This window comes from Desulfoluna spongiiphila (assembly GCF_900101345.1).
Lineage (GTDB): Bacteria > Desulfobacterota > Desulfobacteria > Desulfobacterales > Desulfolunaceae > Desulfoluna > Desulfoluna spongiiphila.
Genome location: NZ_FMUX01000013.1, coordinates 25968 through 49583, shown reverse-complemented (window position 1 = coordinate 49583; position 23616 = coordinate 25968). Strand labels below are relative to the sequence as shown.

Genomic DNA, 23616 nt, shown 5'->3' with positions numbered 1-23616 from the left:
CCTGCCGGGGGCCAAACTTTTGAAAAGTTTGATAAACAGGTTTTAAAGACAGACTCAGTTTAATCTGAACCAATGGCGAATGTGATTTTCCCTGAGGAACGAAGGGAAAAGCGCATTCGCAACGTGCTTTCAAGGTGGCACACCTTGCCGCCGGAGGCATCTTTTTGGTTTTTACCCTGAGCCCTCTTGCCCCTGTCGTTCATCCGACTTTAACCATAGAAGGCAGTTTTTTTACTTTCGGAGTCCTTATGAAAGAGTACATCGCCAAACGGGTGTTTCTGATCTTCCCCACCCTTTTGGGCATCATCACCATCAATTTTTTCCTGGTTCAGGCGGCCCCGGGAGGGCCGGTGGAGACCATGATCGCCCGGCTCAACGGCACCGAGGTCTCGGCCGTGGACCGGGCCACGGGCAGCCAGGAAATGAGTGGCCCCTCGGACACGGACGAGGCCCTGGGGGAGTCGTCTTCACCGTACAAAGGAGCCGACGGCATTCCGCCGGAGGTGATCAAGGAGATCGAGCGCCTCTACAACTTCGACAAACCGATCTTCACCCGCTACCTCCTAATGCTGAAGGATTTTTCATGCTTTGATTTCGGCGAGAGTTTTTTCAGGGACAAGCGTGTGGTGGACCTCATCAAAGAAAAGCTGCCCGTCTCCATCTCCCTGGGCGTCTGGAGCACGGTGCTCATCTACCTCATCTCCATCCCCCTGGGGATCGCAAAGGCCGTTCGCCACGGCAGCCGGTTCGACCTCTGGAGTTCCCTTGCCGTCATCGTGGGAGATGCCGTGCCCATGTTCCTCTTTGCCATCGTGCTCATTATCTTCTTTGCCGGGGGCAACTACCTTACCCTGTTTCCCCTGCGCGGCCTGGTCTCGGACAACGTTGCCCAGCTCAGCACCTGGGGAAAGATCCTGGATTACCTCTGGCACATGGTGCTGCCCATCACCACCATGGTCATCGGCGGATTTGCCTCCCTGGCCATGCTCACCAAAAACGCCTTCCTGGACGAGATCAGCGCCCAGTACGTCACCACCGCACGGGCCAAGGGCATCACGGAAAAACGTATCCTCTACGGACATATCTTCCGAAACGCCATGCTCATTGTAATTTCAGGGTTTCCCGCGGCCTTTATCTCCATGTTCTTTACAGGCTCCCTCATGACCGAGGTGATCTTCTCCCTGGACGGCATGGGGCTCATGGGCTTTGAGGCGGCCATGGGGCGTGACTACCCCGTGATGTTCGCCACCCTTTACATCTTCACCCTCATGGGACTGGCCCTGAGCATCGTCAGCGACCTCACCTACACCCTGGTGGACCCCAGGATCTCCTTCGGGTCGTCGGGGAGCTGATAAAAGCTTGCCTCCGGCGGCCAGGTGGGGGCACCTGGAAACCCTATGGCGAATGCATGGAGGCAGCTATTATGCCATCGTTCTCGGGGCATTCGCGTGATGTGTGACATGGGGCAACCGTCTTTGCAGGAGAGACCCGTTTCATTCTCATGGAAGCCACAATTCGAAAACGTATTGCCCTTGCGCTCTGTCCCTCGTTCCTCGGGCCAAAGCGCAAGGGCCTTCGGCTCGGGCTTCGCCCGATACAAAAGCAGGTGGTTCATACGAACAGACTCTCAGGGACCGGGAGAAAAGCATACGTTGTCGCAACATGCCCTTTGTCGGTTTAACCGTACTACCTGCAGAGGCCAGGAAAGAATATTACCGGAACTTTTTTCAAAAAGTGTCTTAGCGGAGGCATAGCTTTATAGTTACAAACAAATAGACAAGCCACGAATACCTCAGTGATTTACCCTGAGGAACGAAGGATAAATCGCTGAGGTAACCAGCTTTCAAGGTGGCTCACCTTGCCGCAGGAGGCAGCTTTTTGCCCAACCATAGACTTAAACCGTGCACATGGATACACGCTGCATCATGAAACTATCGCCCCTTACACGCAAACGCCTGTCTGTCTTCAGAAGAGACCGGCGCGCCTTTATCTCTTTGGTAGTCTTCGGCGTTCTCTTTGCCATGAGCCTGGCAGCCGAGATCATCGCCAACGACACGCCCCTTTATGTTCACTATAAAGGGAAGCACTATTTCCCCCTTGTGGTCACCTACAGCGACCGGGAATTCGGAGGATTTCTCCCGTCTGAGGCCTGTTATTCCGACCCCTACCTGATCCATGCCATCGAAGAGGACGGCTGGATCCTCTGGCCGCCGGTGCGCTACAGCTACGACACCATTCGCTACGACCTGCCGGTTCCCCCCCCCACGGCGCCCTCCCTTGCCAACCCCCTGGGCACCGACGACCTGGGCCGGGACGTCTTTGCCCGCATCCTCTACGGGTTTCGCCTCTCGGTCCTCTTCGGGTTTGCCTTCACCTTTGTCACCTCGGCCCTGGGCATTGCCGCAGGGGCCGTCCAGGGGTATTACGGAGGCCGGGTGGACCTCTGGGGCCAGCGCCTCATGGAGGTCTGGTCGGGCATTCCCATGCTTTACCTTCTCATCATCATGAACAGCTTCATGACCCCGGGATTCTGGTGGCTCCTGGCGCTGATGGTCCTCTTCGGGTGGATGCGCCTTGTGGGCGTGGTCCGCGCCGAATTCCTCAGGGGAAGGCAGCTCGACTACGTCCAGGCGGCCCGGGCCCTGGGTGTGAAAGACCGGGAGATCATCACCCGCCACATTTTGCCCAACGCCATGGTGGCGGCCATGACCTTTCTTCCCTTTATCCTCTCGGGCTCCATCGGCATCCTCACCTCCCTGGACTTTCTTGGGTTCGGTATGCCGCCGGGCTCTCCCTCCCTTGGTGAGCTGCTCGCCGCGGGCAAATCCAACCTCCACGCCCCCTGGCTGGGCCTTTCGGCCTTTGCCATCGTGGCTTCCATGCTCACCCTGCTGGTCCTCACCGGAGAAGGCGTACGAAACGCCATGGACCCCAAGCACACCCAAAAGGAGACACCATGACCCTTCTTTCCATCCGAAATCTGGCCGTGGATTTCCAGACAAGCCAGGGCGTGAGCCCTGCTGTTTACGATATGAGTTTTGATGTGGGCCAGGGCGAGGTGGTGGCCCTCGTGGGGGAAAGCGGCTCCGGCAAATCGGTGTGCTCCCACGCCGTGGTCCAGCTCCAGAAGCACCTGGGGGCACAGGTACGGGGCTCCATCGCCTTTGACGGCACCGAGCTCACCGGCCTTTCGGACAAGGCGCTGCGCGCCTACAGGGGCCAGGAGATCGCCTACATCTTCCAGGAGCCGGGCACCTCCCTGAACCCCTTGCACCCCGTGGGTCGGCAGATGACTGAACGGGCCCGCATCGTGGAAGGCATGGAGTCCAAGACAGCCATGGAAAAGGCGGTGCGTCTCCTGGGCGATGCCGGGATCAGGCACCCGGAGGAGCGCATCGGCCATCTGCCCCACACCTTCTCCGGCGGAGAAAAACAGCGCATCATGATCGCCATGGCCCTTATGGGAAACCCCAAGCTCATCGTGGCCGACGAGCCCACCACAGCCCTGGACGCCACCCTCCAGGAACAGATCCTCACCCTCATCACCGGGGTTCGGGACCGCTACGGCACGGCCATCCTCCTCATCACCCACGACCTGGCCGTGGTGCGGTCCCATGCCGATCGGGTGGTGGTGGCCAAAGGGGGGCGCATTGTGGAGAACGCCCCGACAGGGGAACTCTTTGCCGCCCCCAAAAGTCCCTACACCAGAATGCTCCTGAACAAAAGCCACGGCGGACCGGTCTCAGGGCCCCAGACGAGGAGACCTCTCCTTGAGCTCGAAGGGGTCGGCGTCACCTACACCCGGCAGTCCCGATTCAAAAAGGAAAACCCCGTCCGGGCCGTCGACGGGGTCTCCCTGACCCTCACCGAGGGCACCACCCTGGGCGTCGTGGGAGAGAGCGGCTCCGGCAAAAGCACCCTGGCCAGGGCCATCCTTCGCCTCATCCCCTCCACCGGCACCATGCGCTTTGACGAAGAGCCCCTGTCCGAACTCACCGGCGAGCCCTTGAGGCAACTCAGGCGAAGCATCCAGGTGGTGTTCCAGGACCCCCACAGCAGCTTCAACCCGAAGATGACCGTAGGCGATATCGTGGGCGAAGGCCTCAGGGCCTTTTCCATGCCCGGCCCCTATATCGACAAAACAGTGGATCGCTGCCTCACCAACGTGGGCCTCTCCCCTGAAGACAAGATGAAATACCCCCATCAGTTCTCCGGGGGCCAGAAGCAGCGAATCGCCATCGCCAGGGCCCTTGCCCTCTCCCCCAAGCTGGTGATTTTAGACGAACCCACCTCGTCCCTGGACCGCAACATCCAGTTCCAGATTGTCTCTCTGTTAAAAGAACTCCAGGATAAACTCGGCCTTTCCTACCTCTTTATCAGCCACGACCTGGACGTCATCCGGGCCATCAGCCACGACATCGCGGTGATGAAAGAAGGAAAACTCCTGGAGTACGGCCCGGCCGACACCGTGTTTGACTCTCCAGATCACCCCTACACACAGATGCTGATGAAAGGAAGCACCATGGCGGCCTGACACAGGTGGCGGTGCGCGTGCAATCCACTGCCCGCCGGGAAGCCATCTGCTTCCGGTATCTCACAAGGAGTCACAGTGAACGACAAAAATCAAAAAGCAAGGGTAAAACACCTCACGGCTGGAAGCGTGGCTATCGCCGTTGTGTTTCTCTCTGCGTACACCTGGACAAACCATCACCCTTCCCAAGCCGTTGCCCCATCCGTCGACCTCGCAGGAGGCACCGTGGAAACCAGCCCACCTCCCAGGGTTACGCCCCTGGGAAGGGACATGGAGCACGCAACCGCCTCTTCTCTCCACGGCCACACACCCAGTACCCGCCAAGAAGAAAAACGATCCGACCCGGAGCCCTCCCCCTTTGTGGCAAAACATCACCTCAAACGACTCCGGACATTTGTCGGGAAAAACGATCTGGATGGTTTTTTAACCTATCTGTCTGATCATGACATGGATCTCAACACGCAAACAGATGATGAGAGCCGGACAAGGCTCTTTGAGCTCTGGTTCCCATTCACCGATGACATCGGAATGGTAGACCGGCTCAAAAAACTTATCGATGCAGGTGCCATCCTCGATCCGCCGGACCACAACACACTCTCCTCCCTTCTGTTTACGGGAAACACCGATATGTTGATATTTATGGTCACCTTGAGGCCCTCGCCCACCACGCCAAGGTCATCCCCTTAGAATTTCTCCGAATCGATGGGCAAAACGCCCTGGATATCGCCCTTGAAACCCCAACTACAAATGTTTCCATGATTCGTTTTCTTGAAACCCAAGGGGTTGACATTGCACCCCGACACCTGAAAAAGGCAAAACAGAACATTGATGTTGACGGCGTTTACACTCTGGAGGTAAAAACCGAAGGATTCTGCGGTAGCTCAACCTATACGGGATTTCCCTTTGCAAAAAAAGTCGCGGCATATCTGGAAAAAAAGCTGGACGCCCCATCTCCTTGAACGGCTCAAGGAGCTCACCATTCTCCCGCCCCTTTTGCCCATGGAGGCTGCCATCATTCATTCTGATGATGACATCGTACAATCTTCTTGTTTGGAAGAACCAATAATGTTAGCTTATCACAAACAAAAGTTCGCATGACACGCCTCCGGTTTATGCGGCAGCATGTTGTGTCTGTTAATCGTGTCAGAACCATGGGGATACAACCCAGATAAGAAGGAAAAGAAGCATGACAATAAATGAAGAGACAATTGTAATGACGCCCCTTTGGTTGGCCATTGAAGAGAATCTGCTTGCCCTTGAGGGACAAAGCATCACCGAAGAGGACAAGGAAAAAACAGTCCGGAAGATGGTTGGCGATCTGGATGGCAAAGGGTATGCGGTTTCAAAATCCGGCATCAAAATGATGGCACTGAGATGGGCTTTGGACGACATGCTGAAGGTCGGCAGACCCATGCTCAAAGACCTGAACAAGGCACTTTCCGCACTGACCCTTGAAGACTTGGCCAACCCTTGCCATGCCTCTTACAGGGTCACGGATGATCTGGGCAAAACCTGGGAAAGGATCCAGAAAACGGACAGGCGAGAAGCCCTGATCTGGATGTTTGAAGATGCCAAACTGGACCTGCTTATCGAGAAGGCCCAAGGCATGGACGGTGACCTGGGTATTCGGCTCTTGATAGACGAAAGCGTCGAAAGCCCGGTGATTTTGGAGCGCATGGGCATTCCCCAGGAAAAACTGAATCAGGTGAATGCCGATATCGCAGCAGAAATTGCGGCAAGAAACAATGTGCTGTCCCTGCTTGAGACGGTGGAAGACAAGCCCGACCATGAGAAAGTAAAATTCCTTTTCAGCAATGATATCCCGGAAGATCTCATCATTGAGGTTGCCCAGATTGATCAGGCAGACATCGACAAAGCCAAAAAGGCCATGGAAGAAGAGCTGAAAGAGCAGCAGCGCTTAGCAGATGAAGCCGCGGCCAAGAGAAAAGCCGAGGCAGAAGGCCCGGCTCTCGAAGACATCCCCATGGAGCAGGTGGCTGAGCACATCTATGCCATTCGTGAAATCCAGTATTTCAGCGAGGTGGAAAAAGAGATCCGCGCCATGTGTGAGCAGAGCGCCATTCCCAAGGCCCTCGTGGACCTCTCCTTTTCAGACCCAGATAAGTTCGATGAGCTTGAAAAACAGTGCGAAGGGTAGCCGCTAACAAACGGTCCACCCCTGGCCACCTGAAACAAAAAAGATAAATTCGTAAATGTCCCCGATACCCACAAAAAAGGCTCCGAAACCCCGGAGCCTTTTTTGTAGGGTTCAACCCGTAGGCGGGCCGCTTCGAAGGGAAGGCTTTAAACGGATGGATCGTTTGTGAGCCTGGTCTTTTCCGACGGTGTTCAGAGCCACGGAGACATTCCGGAAAAAAAATGTATCGGAGGACAACGGAAAACGCCCGCTTCCAAACAGGCGCGCCGTTAGCCAAAGGCCCCGGGGCCTTTATCGCCAAACGTATTCAGCCAGCCATCATTCCCCGCGCTTGGAGGCCTTGATGGGGTTGAGTTTCCTTTCGGTGGGTCCGTTTTCGGCAAGGGCCGCAACGATGTGGCGGTTCTCGTTACGGATCTTTTCCGTGTCGTACCCCAGGGATTCCAGGGTATCGAGGTACTGTTTTCGCTGACCGCCGTAGCGGTTCACATCGGCCATGTTGCGCCCCACCCTGTCGGGGGTTGTCAGGTAAAGGCCCTTCTCGTCAATGGCCATCACCTGCATAACCCCGTTCACATTGATTTCATCGATCACCATCTCGCGGCTCGTTCCAAATCGGTTGGGTTCCATGGATTCATCTCCTTGTGTTCATGGGGAGGTCTGCCGTGCAGACTGTCGTTAATCACACCCCGCATCGTTAATGGATTGGCGACTTTACTGTTAAACGCCACTCTATTTTTATATTAATCTAAATATTTTTGGCAAGCCTAAAAATCAAACCGCAACGATTTTTGCGCTTCTGTGGCATGCCCCCTCTAAAGCTCCCCCAAAGAGGTTCAAGGCGAACCGGCAGTATCCTGTTCTGCTCCCCGGGGACCGCCCTGAACCAATGGGCCTCCATAGGATGGAAAATCTACGGTATGAATCACTTCCTTTCTGGGCAGGTAAAACGACAAGGACTGATTCAAGAGCGTGTTCAGCTTTATGGCGACCTGCTCTTCTTGGCCGGCGACCGTATGGAGGACATACCAATTCTCAAATCCATGAGAATAAATCATAGCACCCTTAAAACACATGGTGATCTGCACATGTTTTCTTTCTGTTGAATCGACGGGTTCTACCCAGCCGCGTGGGTTACGTGGGTCTGAAACGTCAGGACATCACCAACCGATTGCGCCTCACGTAATCTCCGGGGTTCACACCGAACACGGTGCGATAGGCCCTGATAAAATGGCTGACATTGGCATACCCTACGTCATAGGCGGCTTCACTGACATTTTTCCCACCCTCTTCCAGCCAGATGCGTGCCACCTCCATTTTATGGCGCCTCAGGTAGTCGAAAATGGTTGTGCCGTAGACGCTTCGAAAGCCGGCCTTGAGCTTGGTTTCGTTGATGCCCGTTTGCCGGGCAAGCATGGCAATGGTGGGAGGATGTTTCAGGTCGGAGATGAGACAATCCCTGGCGTCATGGATCCTGTCGGTGTCCCGCCGGGTAAGTCCTCGGCCGGACGCGTCAGGGGACGACGACAGGGCGTTCACCTGCAGGGAGAGAAGTTCAAGGGCTTTGCTCTCCAGAAAGAGGTCCCGACACCCTCCGGTGAAGGGGCAGGTAAGGATCTGATGGCAGGCCGACTGCATGGCCGGGCAAAGGCTCCCTTTCAGTGTAAACTTGTCCCTGACCCGGCCTTCGGAGGTGGGACGGAGCCGATGGGGAAAGCCGGCGGCATCGTCCCCCGCCAGGGTGTAAAGGAGCACCGGATCCACAGAGAGCCCCACGATGCAGATATCCGCATCCCCCACCGACATGCAACGCCCCGATGTATCCGGGGCGTAGCTGGCGTTCATGGCTCCGGCACCGCTTTGAAGTACCGAGGGGCTCGGCCCCAGGCCCTGCAGCCGGCACTCCCCGGATCCGCTGAGCCAGTATTCGAAGTCAATGGGCGCACCGGCGATTTCAAAGTCCAGTACCAGCGGCCGGCTCGCACAGAAACGCCCCACGGTGAGATAGAGTCCGCAGCGGATGGGAATCACCTCATAGCAGCCAGAGTCCCCTTTAAGTCCTGCAAAGGAACTCGTCACCTCCCCATAGGGAGACGTCTCTGAGGTTTTGCGATAATCACTGCAAAAAAAAGCGGCGTCGTCGTCTTCTGGTCTCTCCTGAAACATGTCTCGTTCCATCGGTGGTCTCATGCGGTTATAAGGACATCCATCGGCACCATGGGGCACATAAAAACCGTTTGGTTTTATGGCGCCACTCGTGCGGCAATGTCCAGGGTGTTGTCATAGGAGCCGTCTTCGGGTTTTCTCACGGTAAAATCGCAAAAGCCGGCCTCGGTAAGCGCCTCGGTAAGGCGTGCCTCTGAGATGGCATGGGTGGGGTACCCCCCGAGGCGGGTCATGTACTCCATGATCAGCTGGCTCTTAAGATCCTCCCCCCTCACATCCAGGGTCATGTGTCTGGAGACAAACACCCCGCCGGGGGTAAGGGCGGAACGGACACGCTTCAGAAAATCGACCAGGCGGTGATCGAGGCTCCACTCGTAGAGGTAGTTGGAGACAAACACCAGGTCGTACCCCTCACCGAAATCCCCGCCGGATGCCAAATCCACGCCCCGCGCCTCAAGGCGTCCTTCGTAGCCCGCCTTTTCGATATACGATCCGGCAGCTTCGGCAACCTCCGGAAGATCACACACAACCGCGGACATCTCAGGGTGGCGGTCCAGGATTCCCATGGAAAAATACCCGAAGCTGCCCGCGATGTCGCACATGCGACGCATGGATGAAAATTCAGGAAGCGATGCGATAAACGCTGCTGCGCTCTGTATCTTGCCGCCCCGACCTCCCTGCAGCATGGTCTCCATCATCTCCTCGTTGGCCCATAGTTTATCATCGTGGGCGGGCCCGCCCTGGGTCATGATCTCCCGAGCGTTTCCCAGCAGACCGGACATGTTGGCCATGGCCGTCAGCACCCGTCCCTGGAACGCAGGGGAGGACGACACGAAAAACTCCCGGGCGACGGGGTTCAGAGAATAATCGCCGGCCCTTTCGGCCAGATAGCCCCCTTCACGAAGGATCTCCAGCAGCGACAGGGTCATATCGGAGTCGGTGCCCAATTCACGGGCAAGATGCTCCGTCCCCATGGGCTCTGCGGCCAGGGCGTCAAAAAGGCGCAGGTCAACGGCCGTGCCGAGGATCTGCGGCATGTGAGCGATGAACAGCATGTTGCACGTATCTTTAAAATCAACGGTAAGTTCCGGAAAGTTCATAGTGTGTTCCTTATTAGTTAAAAACGCATCGTTTATATTTCTGTCTATGCTACGGAGGAGATAAAGGCATGTCAAGCTCTTTTTGGGTTGACAAACTTTTTAAGCCTACGCAACAAGACATCATTAAAAAATCACTGGGCGATGGCGCCTTCTCTATCCACCAAACATCTGGAAAATTAAATGGTTAGCAAATCAAAACAGAAGAAGCCCCACACGATAGGCCAGCACGCCCCACACAAAGGAGAGCAGGGAGTAATACGCCACGGTGCCCACAGTCCACTTCATGGATTTGGTTTCAAAATAGATCACCCCCACGGTGGAGTAACAGGGGATGGAAAACAAAATGGCGAAGACAAAGGCCAGTGCGCTGGGCCTCGAAATGGAGACCGCAAGGAAATCGGCGAGCTGGGTGTGGCTGGCAAGCTGTCCCTGGGCGATGCTCTCCATCACCACACTCATCAGGGATCCGTCCGAGGCATGCAGGCCGTAAATAACCCCCATGGCGGCAAGGGCCGCTTCCTTGGAAAAAAAGGCCACGCACAGACAGGTCAACAGCTTCCAGTCCATACCCATCAACTGCCCCAGGGGCTCCAGGGCCTTGCCCATGGCAGCGAGGTAGCTGTCGTTCATGTTGCCCGTCGGAAAATAGGAGAGGGCCCAGACCATGAGAATAATGGCCGCGATCAACGTCCCCCCCTTCTTCAGGTACCCCTTGTAGTGAAGCCATGCATAGCTCCAGATCGTCTTTGCATTGGGCCTGTGATAGGGGGGCAGCTCCATCACCATGCCCGTTGAGGTACCGGGCAACACCGTTCGCCCCACAAGCAATGAGGTGAGAATCAGCTGAAGAAGAAGGGCGCCGCCCATGGCCACAACCACCAGGGAGGCAACATGACCAAAAAAAATGGTCACGATAAAGGCGCAGGTGACCATCACCCCCGGGCAGGGAATCAGGGACGACAGAAAAATCGTCAGGAACCGTTGCCGCGACGAGTCGATGACGCGGGTTCCCATCACCGCGGCGATATTGCACCCAAACCCCATGAACAGGGGCATAAAGGACTTGCCATGGAGTCCGATCCTGTTCATGAGGATATCCGCCACATAGGCCATCCTCGGCAGGTACCCGATGTCTTCAAGGAACCCGATCAGCACCAGGATACCGAACACAAAAGAGGACATGCAGAACACCATGAACACCCCCGGGATGACACCCTGGGTGATCATATCGCACAACACGGGTAGCGCCCCTGCAAACGCCGCCTCCACCGCCCCGATGGAGGCGGTGGTGACGGGCTGCAGCAACCCCACACAAGAAAAACCGATGCACGCAGCCAGAAAAAAGCCCACCAGGATAACCCCCACGCTGAACAGGGCGCCCCACACCGGATGGGTGGCAAACCTGTCAAACCGCCCCCTTCCGGGGTGCCCGTCATTCGCTTCCAGCGTGGTCACACACCCGTGGAGACGCTTCAGGACCCAGTCATAGCGTGCCTCTGCCACAGCAGTCAGGCCTGACATTCCGGTGGCCATGCGGTCACGGACAGCACCCCACCGGTCTGCCCCCATGGCCTTTTCCATCACCCCGCCCAGCTTCGCATCATGCTCCAGGAGCTTGAGCACCACCCAGTCCGGATGGTACCCGTCGGGAAGGTGATCCGCCACCTGCCCCTTTACCTCGCCAAAGGTATCCCGAAGCGCCCCGTCGATGCCCCAGGTCCCGGTTTCCATGGCGTCCCCCCGGGTGCTGCCCGCTTCGATGGCTTCGATCAAATCGGCAACCCCCTCCTGTCTGGACGCTGTCATGGGAACCACACGAACCCCCAGGGCCGCCTCCATGTGTCCGACATCGATGCGCTTGCCCTGGGCGTCGGCCACATCCATCATGTTCAAGGCGATGAGAACCGGTACGCGCATGGCCATGACCTCTGCCGCCATATAAAAGGAGCGTTCCAGCTGGGAGGCATCCACCACAACCACGATAAGATCCGGTCGCTGCTCCACGATAAACTCCCGGGCGATCAGCTCTTCCTGGGAGTTCGCAGAGAGGCTGTAGGTCCCCGGCAGGTCCACCACGTTGTACACAGCGTGGTCTGTCTCAAAAATGCCGCTCTTTTTTTCCACGGTCTTGCCCGGCCAGTTCCCCACATGCTGGCTGGAGCCGGTAAGGGTATTGAACAACGTGGATTTTCCCGTGTTGGGCTGTCCCGCCACGGCAACGGTAAAAACCGGCTCGTGCGCAACTGCTGCTATATTCGACATGACGTTGGCTCTTTCCCTACAATGATTTTTCGCGCTTCACCGCGCCCGATGGCCACCTGGGTATCCCGCAGATAGACAATAAGCGGCCCCACCTTGTAATTCTGGAGGACAACCACCAAGGCACCCGGCGTAAAACCGATACCGGTGGCCCTGCTGATAAAATGCCGCCCCCCGTTCAACTGTTTGATGCGTACCCGATGGCCGGTCCCGGTTCGGTCCAGCGACAGCTCCTGACTGTTTTGCGTCATCTTCAACCCCTTTCACTAAAAATCGGGTTGCGCCTCCCACGGAGCCGCCCCCTAAAGCCGAACGCTCACTTCCGCCCCCACCATGAGGGGATCCCCTGCACGGCCCGCGCCGTTGAAGTGATGGACGTAAAACTCCTCGTCCAGAAGGTTTTTCCCGTACACCCTGGCCGTCCAGCGCTCCGTCTCGTACCCCACGGAAGCGTTCATGAGGGTATAGGGGTCCTGTTCGACCTTGTTGTACTCGTCAAGATACGTTTCCCCGACAAACGAGGCGCACCCGTTCATGAAGAACCCACCGTTGAAAAAGTAGGTACTCCCCAGGGTAAACTTGTACTCCGGTGTGTTGGGGATCTTGTTTCCCTCGAGGTTGGTGCCGGTGGATTTGTTGATCTCGTAATCGTCAAACTCAATGTCGATGATCCCTAAGGCGCCATAGAGTTCAAAGCCCTGAACCGGACGGAAGGAGACGTCGGATTCAAACCCGATGCTGTGGGCCTCACCGGCATTTTCCCGCCGGGAAATGGCCATGCCGCCGTCTCCTCCTGGGCTGGTCACATTCACCTGCATGTCCCGCCAGTCCGTGTAGAACACAGCCGCATTGGCCCTCAGGCGCTTGTCCATGAGATCGCTTTTCCACCCGATTTCATAGGTGACGGCATATTCGGGGTCCACCACCTGCTCCACCAGCTCTTTTTTCACCTGGTTGGCCGAGTAGTCCCCGGCATGGTAACCGGTGGAGATGGCTGTGTAGACATTGTTTTCGTCGTTGACGGCAAAGGTAAGACTCGTGGCGGGAAGCAGGGCAGACCAGTCCTCGTCCATGTCCAGGCTGGTGTCCATGGGGCCGTTCCAGTCCAGGTCCTTTTTCTCATAATTCGCCCGCAGGGACCCCGCCCACTGCCATCGGGACGCAAAATCCCATTTCACCTCGCCAAAGGCGGCAACGTTGACGGTATCGACGGTGGACATCTGCTGCATGGTCATCCCCTGGCTCTGAGGCGCATCCTGCCCAAAGGTCATGTCCGTCTGGAGGTCCAGCTCCTCGTACATGCCGTAGATTCCACCGAGCCAGCTGACATTGCCAGTCTTTCCTGCCAGGCGGGCCTCCTGGGAGAAGGTGTTGTAATTTTCCTCGTAACCGAACACAAAGATATCTTTTTCCGTGAAGTCAAAGTCGGCCAGGATCTCGTACTCCGAATCGGTGTAGCTCGTGACGGTGGTCAAGGTGCCGATGCCCATCTCCCGGTTGAAGGTGAGGATGGGGGTCACGTGGGAGCCCTTGTTTTTTCCGGTTTCATTGTTTCGGGTATGGTAGGAAGGGCCTTCGGAAAGGGGCACCAGGGTATCGTACCCGGAATCGTAGCTGTCGGCGAAAACCGACAATTCGATATCTGAGTCTCCGGCACGGTGGGTGTATTTCAATGCCCCCGTGTACTGGGTGTCATCGTTGGTGTCATCGGCGTTGTAAAAATCGTTTTCAAAGTAGCCGTCCGATGAGGAGGCCTTAAACGAGGCACGCAGACCCGACTGGTCGGTAAGGGAGGTGCTGAAAATCGCTCGGGCCTCCATGGTATTGTAGGACCCATAGGAGATCCCTCCCTCGAACTCGGGCGTCTCGCCGGGGTCTTTTGTGATGATGTTTACAACCCCGGCCTGTGTGTTCCGGCCGTACAGGGCCCCCTGTCCTGCCCTGAGCACCTCCACCCTCTCGGTATCGAGGAAGGTATCCAGGGCAACGTAGGGAATGGCCACCCCGTCCACATTGATCAGCCAGACCTTGTTCATGCTCGGCAGCCCCCCGATACCTCGAAAGCTCAAGGTGGTCTCGTGGGTGTTGAGCTTGTCAAAACTCAGGTTGGGGACAAAATAGGTCAGCTCATCGATACCCCCTATCTTGTTGTCCTTGATCATCATCCCGTCAAACACGGAGAGGCTTGCAGGCACATCCTTGACCTTCTCTTCCACCTTCCGTGACGTCACTGTGATTGTCTCTCCTTCATACGATTCGGGGGAATCTTCCCCCGCATACCCTGTGGAGCCCATTAAAAGAATGCTGGACAAAAGGCCCAGGAACACCAACCCAGAAAACCGACATGTCATCATACCGTCACTCCTTAGACTGCAACCGTTACGCTGCATCGACACAAATCAACCATTTTCGAACACACGGGCACGCCGGGTACCGGATGCCCGTCCGCCGCGCTAAAAGCGATAACGCCTAAAGGAAACTTTTTTGCTTCGGCAAATTTATTACGGAAACTCGACACACTTCACAAGAGCTATGACGGTTTCCTGCGTCCCGGGCTATTCAAATGTCGGATCGGGGTATGCTGCGGTTTCTGAAAAAGGAAAGGAGTGGGGGTCTCCCGTGTTGGGGCATTTGATAAGGTACGCACCGCGTTCAACACCAACACGGGCAGCGATTCCAGTGGAGGCAGGGCTCTCTGCCCCCCCCTCCCCGAAGGGATACATCATGGCCAAAGGGGATATACCCCATTGCCTGCAAGCCTTTGCCGTCCTTCACAGGGCGGCGATTTTCACATGCACGGACACGGCATCTGCACCCAGGGCCATTGCCTCCTCCACATCGCAGACAAGCATTTTGCCTGAAGGGTCAGACCCGAGGCTGGTGGATAGATATCATCGCCCCATCGAATGAATTATTTTCAGGCGGTCATTCCCGCCTGAATCAAATACTCCAAAAGGTTTTTTTTATGCCCAATTCTGAAATATGAGTATTCGTTATTTGACACGTTAGTGGCCCCACTATAGTTTTAGATCGATTAAATTTTTTCGCCTTGCCATACCTCTTTCACTTCGCAACCACACCTAAACAACTATCTTCAATGAGGTATCTATGACGCCTGCCCAGAGCCTTTCAAAATGGTTCATCATCAAGCCCGCGGCACACACAGAACGTGTCCGGTTCTTCGCCCTTCCCTACGCCGGCGGCGGTGCATCTGTTTTTCATGGCTGGGAGAGGCTCCTGCCACCCCATGTCGGGATGTACGCAGTACAAACACCCGGAAGGGAAAACCGTATTTCCGAAGCGCCATACACCTCCATGCCCTCGCTGGTAGAGGCCCTCGCCGAGGCAATGCTCCCCTATCTGGACATGCCGTTTATTCTCTTCGGACACAGCCTTGGAGCCCGGGTGGCCTTTGAGGTGGCCAGGGCCTTGCGAAAATCGTGGGGAATCGAACCTCACCACCTGATCGTGGCGGCCAGCAGAGGACCCCATACCCCTGAACCCAGACCCCTTCATCACCTCCCGGACAAAGCGCTCATCACCGAACTCAAACGGTTCTCCAGGACTCCCCAGGCCGTTCTGACCAACCCGGAACTCACGGGCCTGTTCCTTCCCATGCTCAGGGCCGATTTCACCGTAGACGAAACCTACCGACTCAGGGAGTCTTCACCACTACACTGTCCCATCACGGCATTCGGGGGAAGGTCCGATCCGGAAACGACCCGAGATGAACTCATCACCTGGTCGCGATACACCTCGTCTTGCTTCACCCTTAAAATGGTCGACGGCGACCATTTTTTCATCCTGAAAAACAAAGAGAACCTGCTCAGCAAAATTGCCACTCTGATACACGAAGAAGTGTATCTCCTCCGGACGGATCGCCATGCGGCCGCAACGACGCCTTAACCCGGATATTTCACGAGTCGAATGCACCCATACTCAAGGCCCGGTAACCCAGAAGAAGGGTGCACTCGGCTCGCCAATAAATACCTGGTGGAGGGAGAGCTCAATGTCAGTGAAACAGCCTGGGAGGTGGGCTATACCAATGTGAGTCACTTTATCCGGTCCTATAAAAAGCAGCATGGCGTCAACCCCGGAGACGTCTCCCGGTCGAGCAAAACGGCCTGACCGCAGGATTCAAACAGAAGAAAAATCATCACCTCACGCCCTTCAATTCGCCATGCCTGACATCCGGGATGGCGCCTCCCCCATGTCGGCAGCCCCTCCTTCTCCACAAGCGGGTCAAAAGACATTTCGCATTGACACTTATAATGACTTACACTAACTTCTTTGGAGCCAAAAATTAATTTGGCAGCCCAACAAAGTCATCCCCCCAACCAACAACAAAACCAGAAGACAGAGGTGTTGACACACACCCGGGGGCTTCCAAGGCTGATCAGGGATCCTTTTCCTCATTCCAGCATCAAATTCCGGTTCTGCCGGATAAACGAAGGACTTCGTACTCATGCGCACGCGTAACATTCCAATGGCTTTTCTCTGTTGCCTTCTGGTGTTCGGCAACGCCACCGCTTATGGTGAAAAAGGGCCAGAACCTCGGGCATTGAAAGAGGTGGTAATCACCGCCCAGAAACAAAGTGAAGATCCCCAGAGCATACCCATCAGCCTCACCCTTCTTGACGCCATGGACACGGAAGACCGCGAAATCGGAGTCCTGCGGGACGTTGCCAATTACGCCCCATCCCTCATGATGTTCGACCTGGGGTTCTCCACCACCTCTCCCCCTTCCATCCGCGGCCTTTTTGCCGATGCCATTACCCTGGAGAGCACCATGGGTGTTTACGTGGACGGGATCCCGATGACCATGGGCATCGGCATCAATGACCCCATTCTTGACATTGAGCGCATCGAAGTCCTCAAGGGCCCCCAGGGAACCCTTTACGGAAAGAACACGGAGGCCGGTGTCCTCAACATCATTACAACGGAATTGAGCAACGAACCGACCCGAAAGGTGAGCGTGCGGGGCGGCAGCGACAACCTGCGCGAGGCCTCTGCGTCCGTCGGCGGGCCCCTCATCGAAGACAAACTCTTCCTGGGCGTCTCACTGCACCACTATGAAAAAGACGGGTACGTCAAAAACATCCTTACAGGGGACGAGGTGGATGACCGGAAAAACAATTATGGAAAGGTGAACCTGCGCCTTACCCCCACCGACACCCTGGACATCACCCTCATCAAAAGCATCCTGGAATATGACGACGGCGCCGGGAGCCTGGGGAACCGGTTCCAACCCGACCGGGAGGTCGCCTCCGACCTCGATGGAGAGAACACCTCCAGCAATGACCTCACCAGCCTGAAGGTTCATGGTGACATCACCCCCGACGTTGCCATCGATTCCGTCACCACCCACCGGAGATTCCATGGTGAACAGGTCCAGGACAACGACTTTACCTCCAACCCCATGCTGGAGAGGCACCTTTTTCTGGACAACGTCTACACAAAGAGTTCCCAGGAGCTTCGCCTCAGCGGCACATCTGGCGCCCTCAGCTGGCTCATGGGCCTTTATGCCGACATCTTTGAAAACGAGATCGATGAAACGTGGACGGGCAGCATGCCCATGGCCATCCTGCAGACCATTGACGGAGACTCCCTCGGCATCTTCGGGCATATCAACTATGGGGTAACCCCCCGCCTCAACATCATCGCCGGTCTTCGATACGACGACGAAAAAAAAGAGCTCGACGACAAAAACAGAGACCTGGACGAGAAAAACACCTACAACGAAGTGTCTCCCAAAGTGGCTGTAAATTATGACATTACGCCGGATATCATGGGCTATATCACCGTAGCAAAAGGATACCGCTCCGGCGGGTTCAATCCTTACGCCATCGCCGGCTATCCGAAGACCTATGACGAAGAGACCCTCTATTCCTATGACATCGGTTTTAAATCACGACTCCTTCAGCGACGGCTCACCCTCAACGTCAACCTCTACTACATGGATATTTCGAACATGCAGGTCACGGCAAATATCTCCACATCAAACCCTGCCCATACCTACACGTCCAACGCTGCCGAAGCCACATCCCAGGGAGCAGAGATCGAATTTACGGCACTTCTGGGGAGAAGCTTCACCCTCTTCGGGGGCATCGGTCTCAATGAAACCACCTTTGACACCTTTGAAGATGCCCTGGGCAACTACAGCGGAAACGAAAACCGGTTTGCCCCCGGGTACAGCTTCAACTGCGGTCTTGCCTACCGGGACGCGCGGGGCCTCTTTGCCCAGGTCGATGCCACCGGCTACGGGGATATGTACCTGGATAAAACCAACACCACAAAACGGGATGCCTACGAACTGGTCAACGTAAAATGGGGGTATGAAGCCCAAGCCTTTGATGTCTATCTTTACGGGCGCAATGTGTTTGACACGACATACGACACCTTAAACTTTGCGGGGGTCTACAACATCTACTCCCCGCCAGCCGAGTGGGGCGCCCGCGTCACCGTCCGATTTTAACCCCCGAGCACTTTTCCCAGCCCTCGTCCCCCCATGAAAGGGGACAGGGGCCTCTTGCCCATGTCCTCCATACGATCCCTCCAAGTCATCAGTATTCCGGTCCCCATACCCCTTCAGGAAGTTTAAATACCCCGAAACGGCGTATACGCACTCCGCATATTGACGGCCCGTTTTAACCCCTGTTACGAAGACCATGCACAATAAGTTAGCCTTGGCAAATAATTTTCATACACCGAAAAAGCGAGGTAAATAGAATGACCCGACCCTGCACAAAAAAAAACAGGGCACTTTGCGCCTTTGCCCTCCTGGCAGGTCTTCTTATCCCCCTTTCAGATGCCCAGTGCACAGCGTATTCCGGCCGGGACATCATGGTGAGGGTAGACGAATGCCCCGACGGGGACGACCGCATCTCCGAACTGTCCATGACCCTCATCAACCGGCGAGGGCGCCAGCGCATCCGCCAGGTTGTCTCCTGGCGCAAAGACTACGGCAAAGACACCCGAAAGCTCATGCGTTTTAAAAAGCCCGCCGATGTGGCCGGCACCGCCTTCCTGAGCTGGGACTACGACGACCCGGACAAGGACGACGACCGGTGGCTCTACATGCCCGCCTTGAGAAACACGCGACGCATCAGCGGAGAGGCCACCAACGACTACTTCATGGGGACGGATTTTACCTACGACGACATGGGTGACCGGAACGTGGACGAAGACACCCACCGCCTCCTCAGGGAAGAGACGTTTAAAGAGGTTGACTGCTGGGTGGTGGAGTCCGTGCCCGTGGATCCCACCGACATGTACACGAAAAAAATCAACTGGATCGACAAGGAGAAAGACCTGCCTGTCAAGACGGACTACTACGACAAGGACGGGCACTTAAAAACCTACACCGTGGACACCGTGGAAAAGATCGGGGGCTTCTGGACCGTCACGGCCATGCGCATGGAGAACCACGTGGAACACCACACGACCCTCATGACCTTTCGGGATGTACGCTATGACACCGGTTTGAAAGACAGCCAATTCAAGGTCAACGCCCTGTCCAGGGGCCTGCGTCGATGAGGTTGCCTCCCCTGGCCGTTGCCGCATGCGTTCTGCTTCTGGCCACGGCACCGGCAGGAGCAGGGCCCCTGCCCTTTGCGGGGTACCTGGAAACCCGCCACGCCGTTCAGGTGAAATCCCCCCACGAATTTCTCGCCTCGGAGACGCGACTGAGACTGGAGACCGAAGGCAGCCGGGATGAGGCCTCTTTTTTTGCCTCGGTGAATGCCTCGGAGAACCACATCGACGAGGAGTCCTCCGAGGTCCGACTCCACGAAGGGTACCTGGATTACGCAGGGGATGGCTGGGATGTCCGGGCAGGACGGCAGATCATCATCTGGGGCAACTCCGACGGCCTCCAGGTGACCGATGTCCTCTGTCCCTCGGACCTGACCGAGTACGCCACCCGGGACCTGGATGAAATCCGCATGCCCATCGACGCCGTAAACCTGAGGTACACAGGCTCGGGCGACCTCACCATAGAAACCGTTCTGATTCCCTTTTTCGAGCCGGCGAAGCTCCCCGAAGCGGACAGCCCATGGCGCGTGGGCACAGGTCCCGACCCCACCCCCACCGAGCCGGAAAAAACGCTCGAAAATGGCGAAGTGGGGGTTCGGGCGAGCTGGTTCCTTCCCGGGGTGGACCTCACCTTTTCCTGGGCCCGCCTCTGGAACGACCTGCCCGCTCAGGTCGCCGCAGACACCGACCCCGAGCCCTTGGGCTACCGCCGCACCTCCTTTGCGGGCATGACGGTCTCGGTCCCCTTGGGGTCCCTTGTGGTCAGGGGAGAGGCGGCCTGGTTCTCCAGCGGCTCCTTTCCCGTCGCAGAGCAAGGGGCGCCGGATATTGAAAAGCCCCTTATCAAAGCCCTTGCGGGCTGCGATTGGTACCCGGGGGAGGACTGGACCTTTACCGTTCAGGCCCTGGGAGAGCACATCGTCCGACACAACGAAGACACCGTCCAGGACGAAACCAGAGGCCTTCTCACCCTGCGGGTCGCCAAAAAGCTGTTCCGGGAAAAACTGGAGCTCTCCAACATGGGCTACGTCACCCTCAATGATCAGGACCTCTTCAACCGCTTCGAAGCGGACTACGAGATCACGGACGGCTTCCACGCCATGGCCGGGGCAGACCTCTTTGCAGGCACCCGAAGCGGCATCTACGGCCGCTACAAAGACAACACCCAGATCTGGGTCAAAGCCAAGTACAGTTTTTAACATCACCTCAGGAGATTATCCCATGCTCAACCTCATCAAAATCAACCACGCGTTCCACCGCATGGCGGAGACCATCGTCCGCCTGAGGTGGATCAATATCCTTCTTTTCTTCCTTATCACAGGTTTTTGCGTCAGCGGCATGAAGCATATCCAGTTCGACACCTCATGGGACAACTGGTTCCTGGAAAACGACCCCATGAAAATTGCCGACGACGAGTTCAAAGCCATCTTCGGCAACAACGAATACGTGGCCGTGCTCGTGGAGGTGGATGATGTGTTCGCCCCCGAGGTGCTCACCCTGATCCGGCAGCTCGGGGCAGAGCTCAAGGCCAGGGTGCCCTTTTCCGACGACTTGCTCTCCATCACCGACGGCGAATTCACAGAAGGGACCCAAGGGGGGCTCACCATCTCCGATCTGGTGCCCGACCCGGTGCCCCAAAGCCGGGAAGTGCTGGAAACCATCCGCGCCAAAGCCCTGTCCCGGGAACTCTTCGTCAACCGCATCGTCTCCGATGACTCGCGCCAGACCTGGATCCTCCTTCGCATGAAGACCTACCCCGACAAATGGCGCAACGCCGACAACATCGGCCCGGATATCGCCGCCGGCACGGTGGCCAGCAAGATCATCGCCCAGGCAAAATATGCGTCGCTGAACCCCAGGGGGGCGGGGCTGCCCGTCCTTGCCTTTGACAAAACCGCCTTTTTCAAAAAAGAGACCGCCCGGAACATGGGCCTCTCCCTGATCGCCACGATCATCGTCCTGGCCCTTGCCATCCGAACCCTCACCGGCGTGGTGCTCCCCATGCTCATCGCGGCGTCAAGCATTGTCATCACCTTCGGCATCCAGGGGTACCTGGGGGTGAAAATCGACCCCTCCATGATCCTTGTGCCCATCTATCTGGGCCTTGCCGTGGCCATCGGCTACGCCATCCACCTTTTCGGCTTCTTTAACCGCCACATGGCAGAGACCGGAAAACGAAAGCCGGCGGTCTTTTTTGCCGTATCCGAATGCGGATGGCCCCTTTTGTTCACCGCCCTCACCACCATCGGGGCCCTGCTCTCCTTTCACTTCGTCCCCGTAAGACCCATCCGGTGGTCGGGATCCACGGCATCGGCGCTGGTGGGCATCACCTTTCTCCTCACCCTGGTGCTCATCCCCTCGGTGCTGAGCTTCGGCAAAGATCGCAAGCCCAAAAAGGGCAAAGCCCATGCCCACACCACGGCACTGCTCAACGGCCTCAGCAGCAAAGTCCTTGCCCGTCCCACGGCCATGGCCATCGCCTTTATGAGCATCTTCATCCTCTGCAGTGCAGGCCTTCACCGCTTTGAGGTCTCCTTTGACATCATCAAAAGCTTCGGCCTGAAAATCCCCTACGTGGAAAAGATCTTCCATGTGGCCAACTCCAAGGTGGGGTCCCTCTACTCCTACGACCTCACCGTCACCTTCCCCGAGGCAGGCGACGCCAAAGCGCCTGCCAACCTGGACACCTTTGCAGAGCTGATCCGAGAAGCCGAAGGGTATGAACTCACCAAACGGGTCACCTCCCTCATCCCCATCATCAAGGACATGAACCGCTCCCTCCACAGCGGAGACGACGCCTTCCATACCATCCCGGAAAACCGACAGATGGTGGCACAGCTCCTCCTGCTCTATGAAAACGCCGGCGGGGCCGAGGCGGAAAAATGGGTGGACTACGACTACCAGCGACTGCGCATGCAGATCGAGATGGGGGATTACAACTCCGCAAAGGCCAAGCGTGAACTCGAATCCCTCAAGGCCCATGCCCAGAGCCTTTTCCCCGATGCCACCATCGGGATGGCCGGTTCCATCGCCAAGTTCACCTTTATGCAAACCATTGTCTCCAGGGGCCAGCTCATCTCCTTTGCCATCGCCTTAGGGGTGGTTACCCTCCTCATGATGCTGGTCTTCGGCAGCATCAAAATCGGCCTCATCGCCATGATCCCGAATATTGCCCCTGCCATGGCCATTGGCGGGCTCATGGGGTGGGGGGACATCCCCCTGGACATGATGACCATCACCATCATGCCCATGCTTTTGGGCCTTGCCGTGGACGACACCATTCACTTCATCAACCACTGCCGCCTGGAATTCCAGAGGACGGGAAACTACGCCACTAGCATCCGTCGCACCTTCAACACCATCGGGGTTGCCATCTGCATGACCTCGGTGATCATCACCGCCAATTTTTCGGTTTATACCACCTCGGTGGCCAAGGTCTACGTGCACCTGGGGCTCCTCACGGGCATCGGCATCTTGACGGCCCTGGCCGCCGACCTGTTCGTCACGCCGGTCCTTTTGCTTAAAGTCAAACCTTTCGGCAAGGAGACAGCAACCGATTCGCAATTCGAAAGCCATGCGGCGTAAAAAAGAGCCTCCGGCGGCAAGGTGGGGAATCTTGAAACCCTATGGCGAATGCATGGAGGCAGCCATTATGCGATCGTTCTCGGGGCATTCGCGTGATGTGTGTTGCGGAGTTTTTTTCAAAACAAGGACCCGCCGGAGGCAAGCTGTATAGTTACCAGATTGTTGACCTTTTCTAAAAAACGCACAAATGGTCTCACCCCGAGAAAAAAGGGAGAGACCATTTGCAACCTGGGGTCCAGGGATCATCCCTTGACCGCCACATGTTTTGTCCTCTTTTCAGAGCC

17 protein-coding genes are annotated in these 23616 nt (G+C 56.6%); 11 read left to right on the top strand and 6 right to left on the bottom strand.

Translation table 11 applies throughout. The annotated features are described in order from the left end of the window. Positions 1-248 precede the first annotated feature (248 nt). The 5 genes from BLQ12_RS16870 (at position 249) to BLQ12_RS16845 (ending at position 6689) form a co-directional block, all read left to right on the top strand. Positions 249-1352, top strand: a complete 1104-nt coding sequence (locus BLQ12_RS16870) for a microcin C ABC transporter permease YejB (protein WP_092212197.1) — start codon at positions 249-251, stop codon at positions 1350-1352. A gap of 573 nt (positions 1353-1925) precedes the next feature. Then, the gene (locus BLQ12_RS16865; RefSeq protein ID WP_092212377.1) at positions 1926-2960 is read left to right on the top strand and encodes an ABC transporter permease; all 1035 of its coding nucleotides are present in this window, start codon (positions 1926-1928) and stop codon (positions 2958-2960) included. After that, entirely contained in the window at positions 2957-4534 is a 1578-nt protein-coding gene (locus BLQ12_RS16860) for an ABC transporter ATP-binding protein (RefSeq protein ID WP_092212195.1), read from the top strand. The genes BLQ12_RS16865 and BLQ12_RS16860 overlap by 4 nt, the downstream gene beginning before the upstream one ends. Before the next feature lie 75 nt (positions 4535-4609). Then, a complete protein-coding gene (locus BLQ12_RS16855) occupies positions 4610-5218 on the top strand; it encodes a hypothetical protein (RefSeq protein WP_092212193.1) in 609 nt (202 codons plus the stop codon). Between the two features lie 499 nt (positions 5219-5717). After that, complete coding sequence (locus BLQ12_RS16845; RefSeq protein WP_139164012.1) at positions 5718-6689, top strand: hypothetical protein; 972 nt, start codon at positions 5718-5720, stop codon at positions 6687-6689. Between the two features lie 318 nt (positions 6690-7007). On the opposite strand, the gene BLQ12_RS16840 is transcribed toward BLQ12_RS16845, so the two are convergent. The 6 genes from BLQ12_RS16840 to BLQ12_RS16810 all read right to left on the bottom strand — a co-directional run bounded on the left by BLQ12_RS16840 (position 7008) and on the right by BLQ12_RS16810 (position 14568). Continuing rightward, a complete protein-coding gene (locus BLQ12_RS16840) occupies positions 7008-7319 on the bottom strand; it encodes a hypothetical protein (protein ID WP_092212187.1) in 312 nt (103 codons plus the stop codon). Positions 7320-7841: 522 nt separating this feature from the next. Beyond that, positions 7842-8867 (bottom strand): helix-turn-helix transcriptional regulator, encoded by a 1026-nt coding sequence (locus tag BLQ12_RS16830; protein WP_175469883.1) that lies wholly within the window; start codon positions 8865-8867, stop codon positions 7842-7844. Positions 8868-8932: 65 nt separating this feature from the next. Next, positions 8933-9955 (bottom strand): methyltransferase, encoded by a 1023-nt coding sequence (locus tag BLQ12_RS16825; RefSeq protein ID WP_092212181.1) that lies wholly within the window; start codon positions 9953-9955, stop codon positions 8933-8935. Between the two features lie 192 nt (positions 9956-10147). Further along, on the bottom strand, positions 10148-12217 hold the full coding sequence (gene feoB / locus BLQ12_RS16820) for a ferrous iron transport protein B (RefSeq protein WP_092212179.1): 2070 nt from the start codon (positions 12215-12217) through the stop codon (positions 10148-10150). Further along, complete coding sequence (locus tag BLQ12_RS16815; protein WP_092212177.1) at positions 12205-12465, bottom strand: FeoA family protein; 261 nt, start codon at positions 12463-12465, stop codon at positions 12205-12207. The genes feoB and BLQ12_RS16815 overlap by 13 nt, the downstream gene beginning before the upstream one ends. A gap of 51 nt (positions 12466-12516) precedes the next feature. After that, complete coding sequence (locus BLQ12_RS16810) at positions 12517-14568, bottom strand: TonB-dependent receptor (protein ID WP_175469882.1); 2052 nt, start codon at positions 14566-14568, stop codon at positions 12517-12519. A 754-nt stretch (positions 14569-15322) separates the two neighbouring features. Here BLQ12_RS16810 and BLQ12_RS16805 point away from each other — a divergent pair. From BLQ12_RS16805 to BLQ12_RS16780, 6 genes are all read left to right on the top strand, one after another. Next, the gene (locus BLQ12_RS16805; protein WP_092212173.1) at positions 15323-16120 is read left to right on the top strand and encodes a thioesterase II family protein; all 798 of its coding nucleotides are present in this window, start codon (positions 15323-15325) and stop codon (positions 16118-16120) included. Positions 16121-16141: 21 nt separating this feature from the next. Continuing rightward, complete coding sequence (locus tag BLQ12_RS28395) at positions 16142-16342, top strand: helix-turn-helix domain-containing protein (RefSeq protein WP_092212171.1); 201 nt, start codon at positions 16142-16144, stop codon at positions 16340-16342. 337 nt (positions 16343-16679) lie between these two features. Then, positions 16680-18689: a TonB-dependent receptor gene (locus BLQ12_RS16795; RefSeq protein ID WP_092212169.1), complete on the top strand. Its 2010-nt coding sequence runs from the start codon at positions 16680-16682 to the stop codon at positions 18687-18689. 254 nt (positions 18690-18943) lie between these two features. Further along, positions 18944-19750 carry an outer membrane lipoprotein-sorting protein gene (locus tag BLQ12_RS16790; protein ID WP_217640336.1) on the top strand — a complete coding sequence of 269 codons (807 nt, stop codon included), beginning with the start codon at positions 18944-18946 and terminating at the stop codon, positions 19748-19750. After that, positions 19747-20946, top strand: coding sequence for a DUF1302 family protein (locus BLQ12_RS16785; protein WP_092212167.1), 1200 nt, complete (start codon positions 19747-19749; stop codon positions 20944-20946). The genes BLQ12_RS16790 and BLQ12_RS16785 overlap by 4 nt, the downstream gene beginning before the upstream one ends. A 22-nt stretch (positions 20947-20968) precedes the next feature. Then, positions 20969-23332 (top strand): efflux RND transporter permease subunit, encoded by a 2364-nt coding sequence (locus tag BLQ12_RS16780; RefSeq protein WP_092212165.1) that lies wholly within the window; start codon positions 20969-20971, stop codon positions 23330-23332. Positions 23333-23616: the final 284 nt, after the last annotated feature.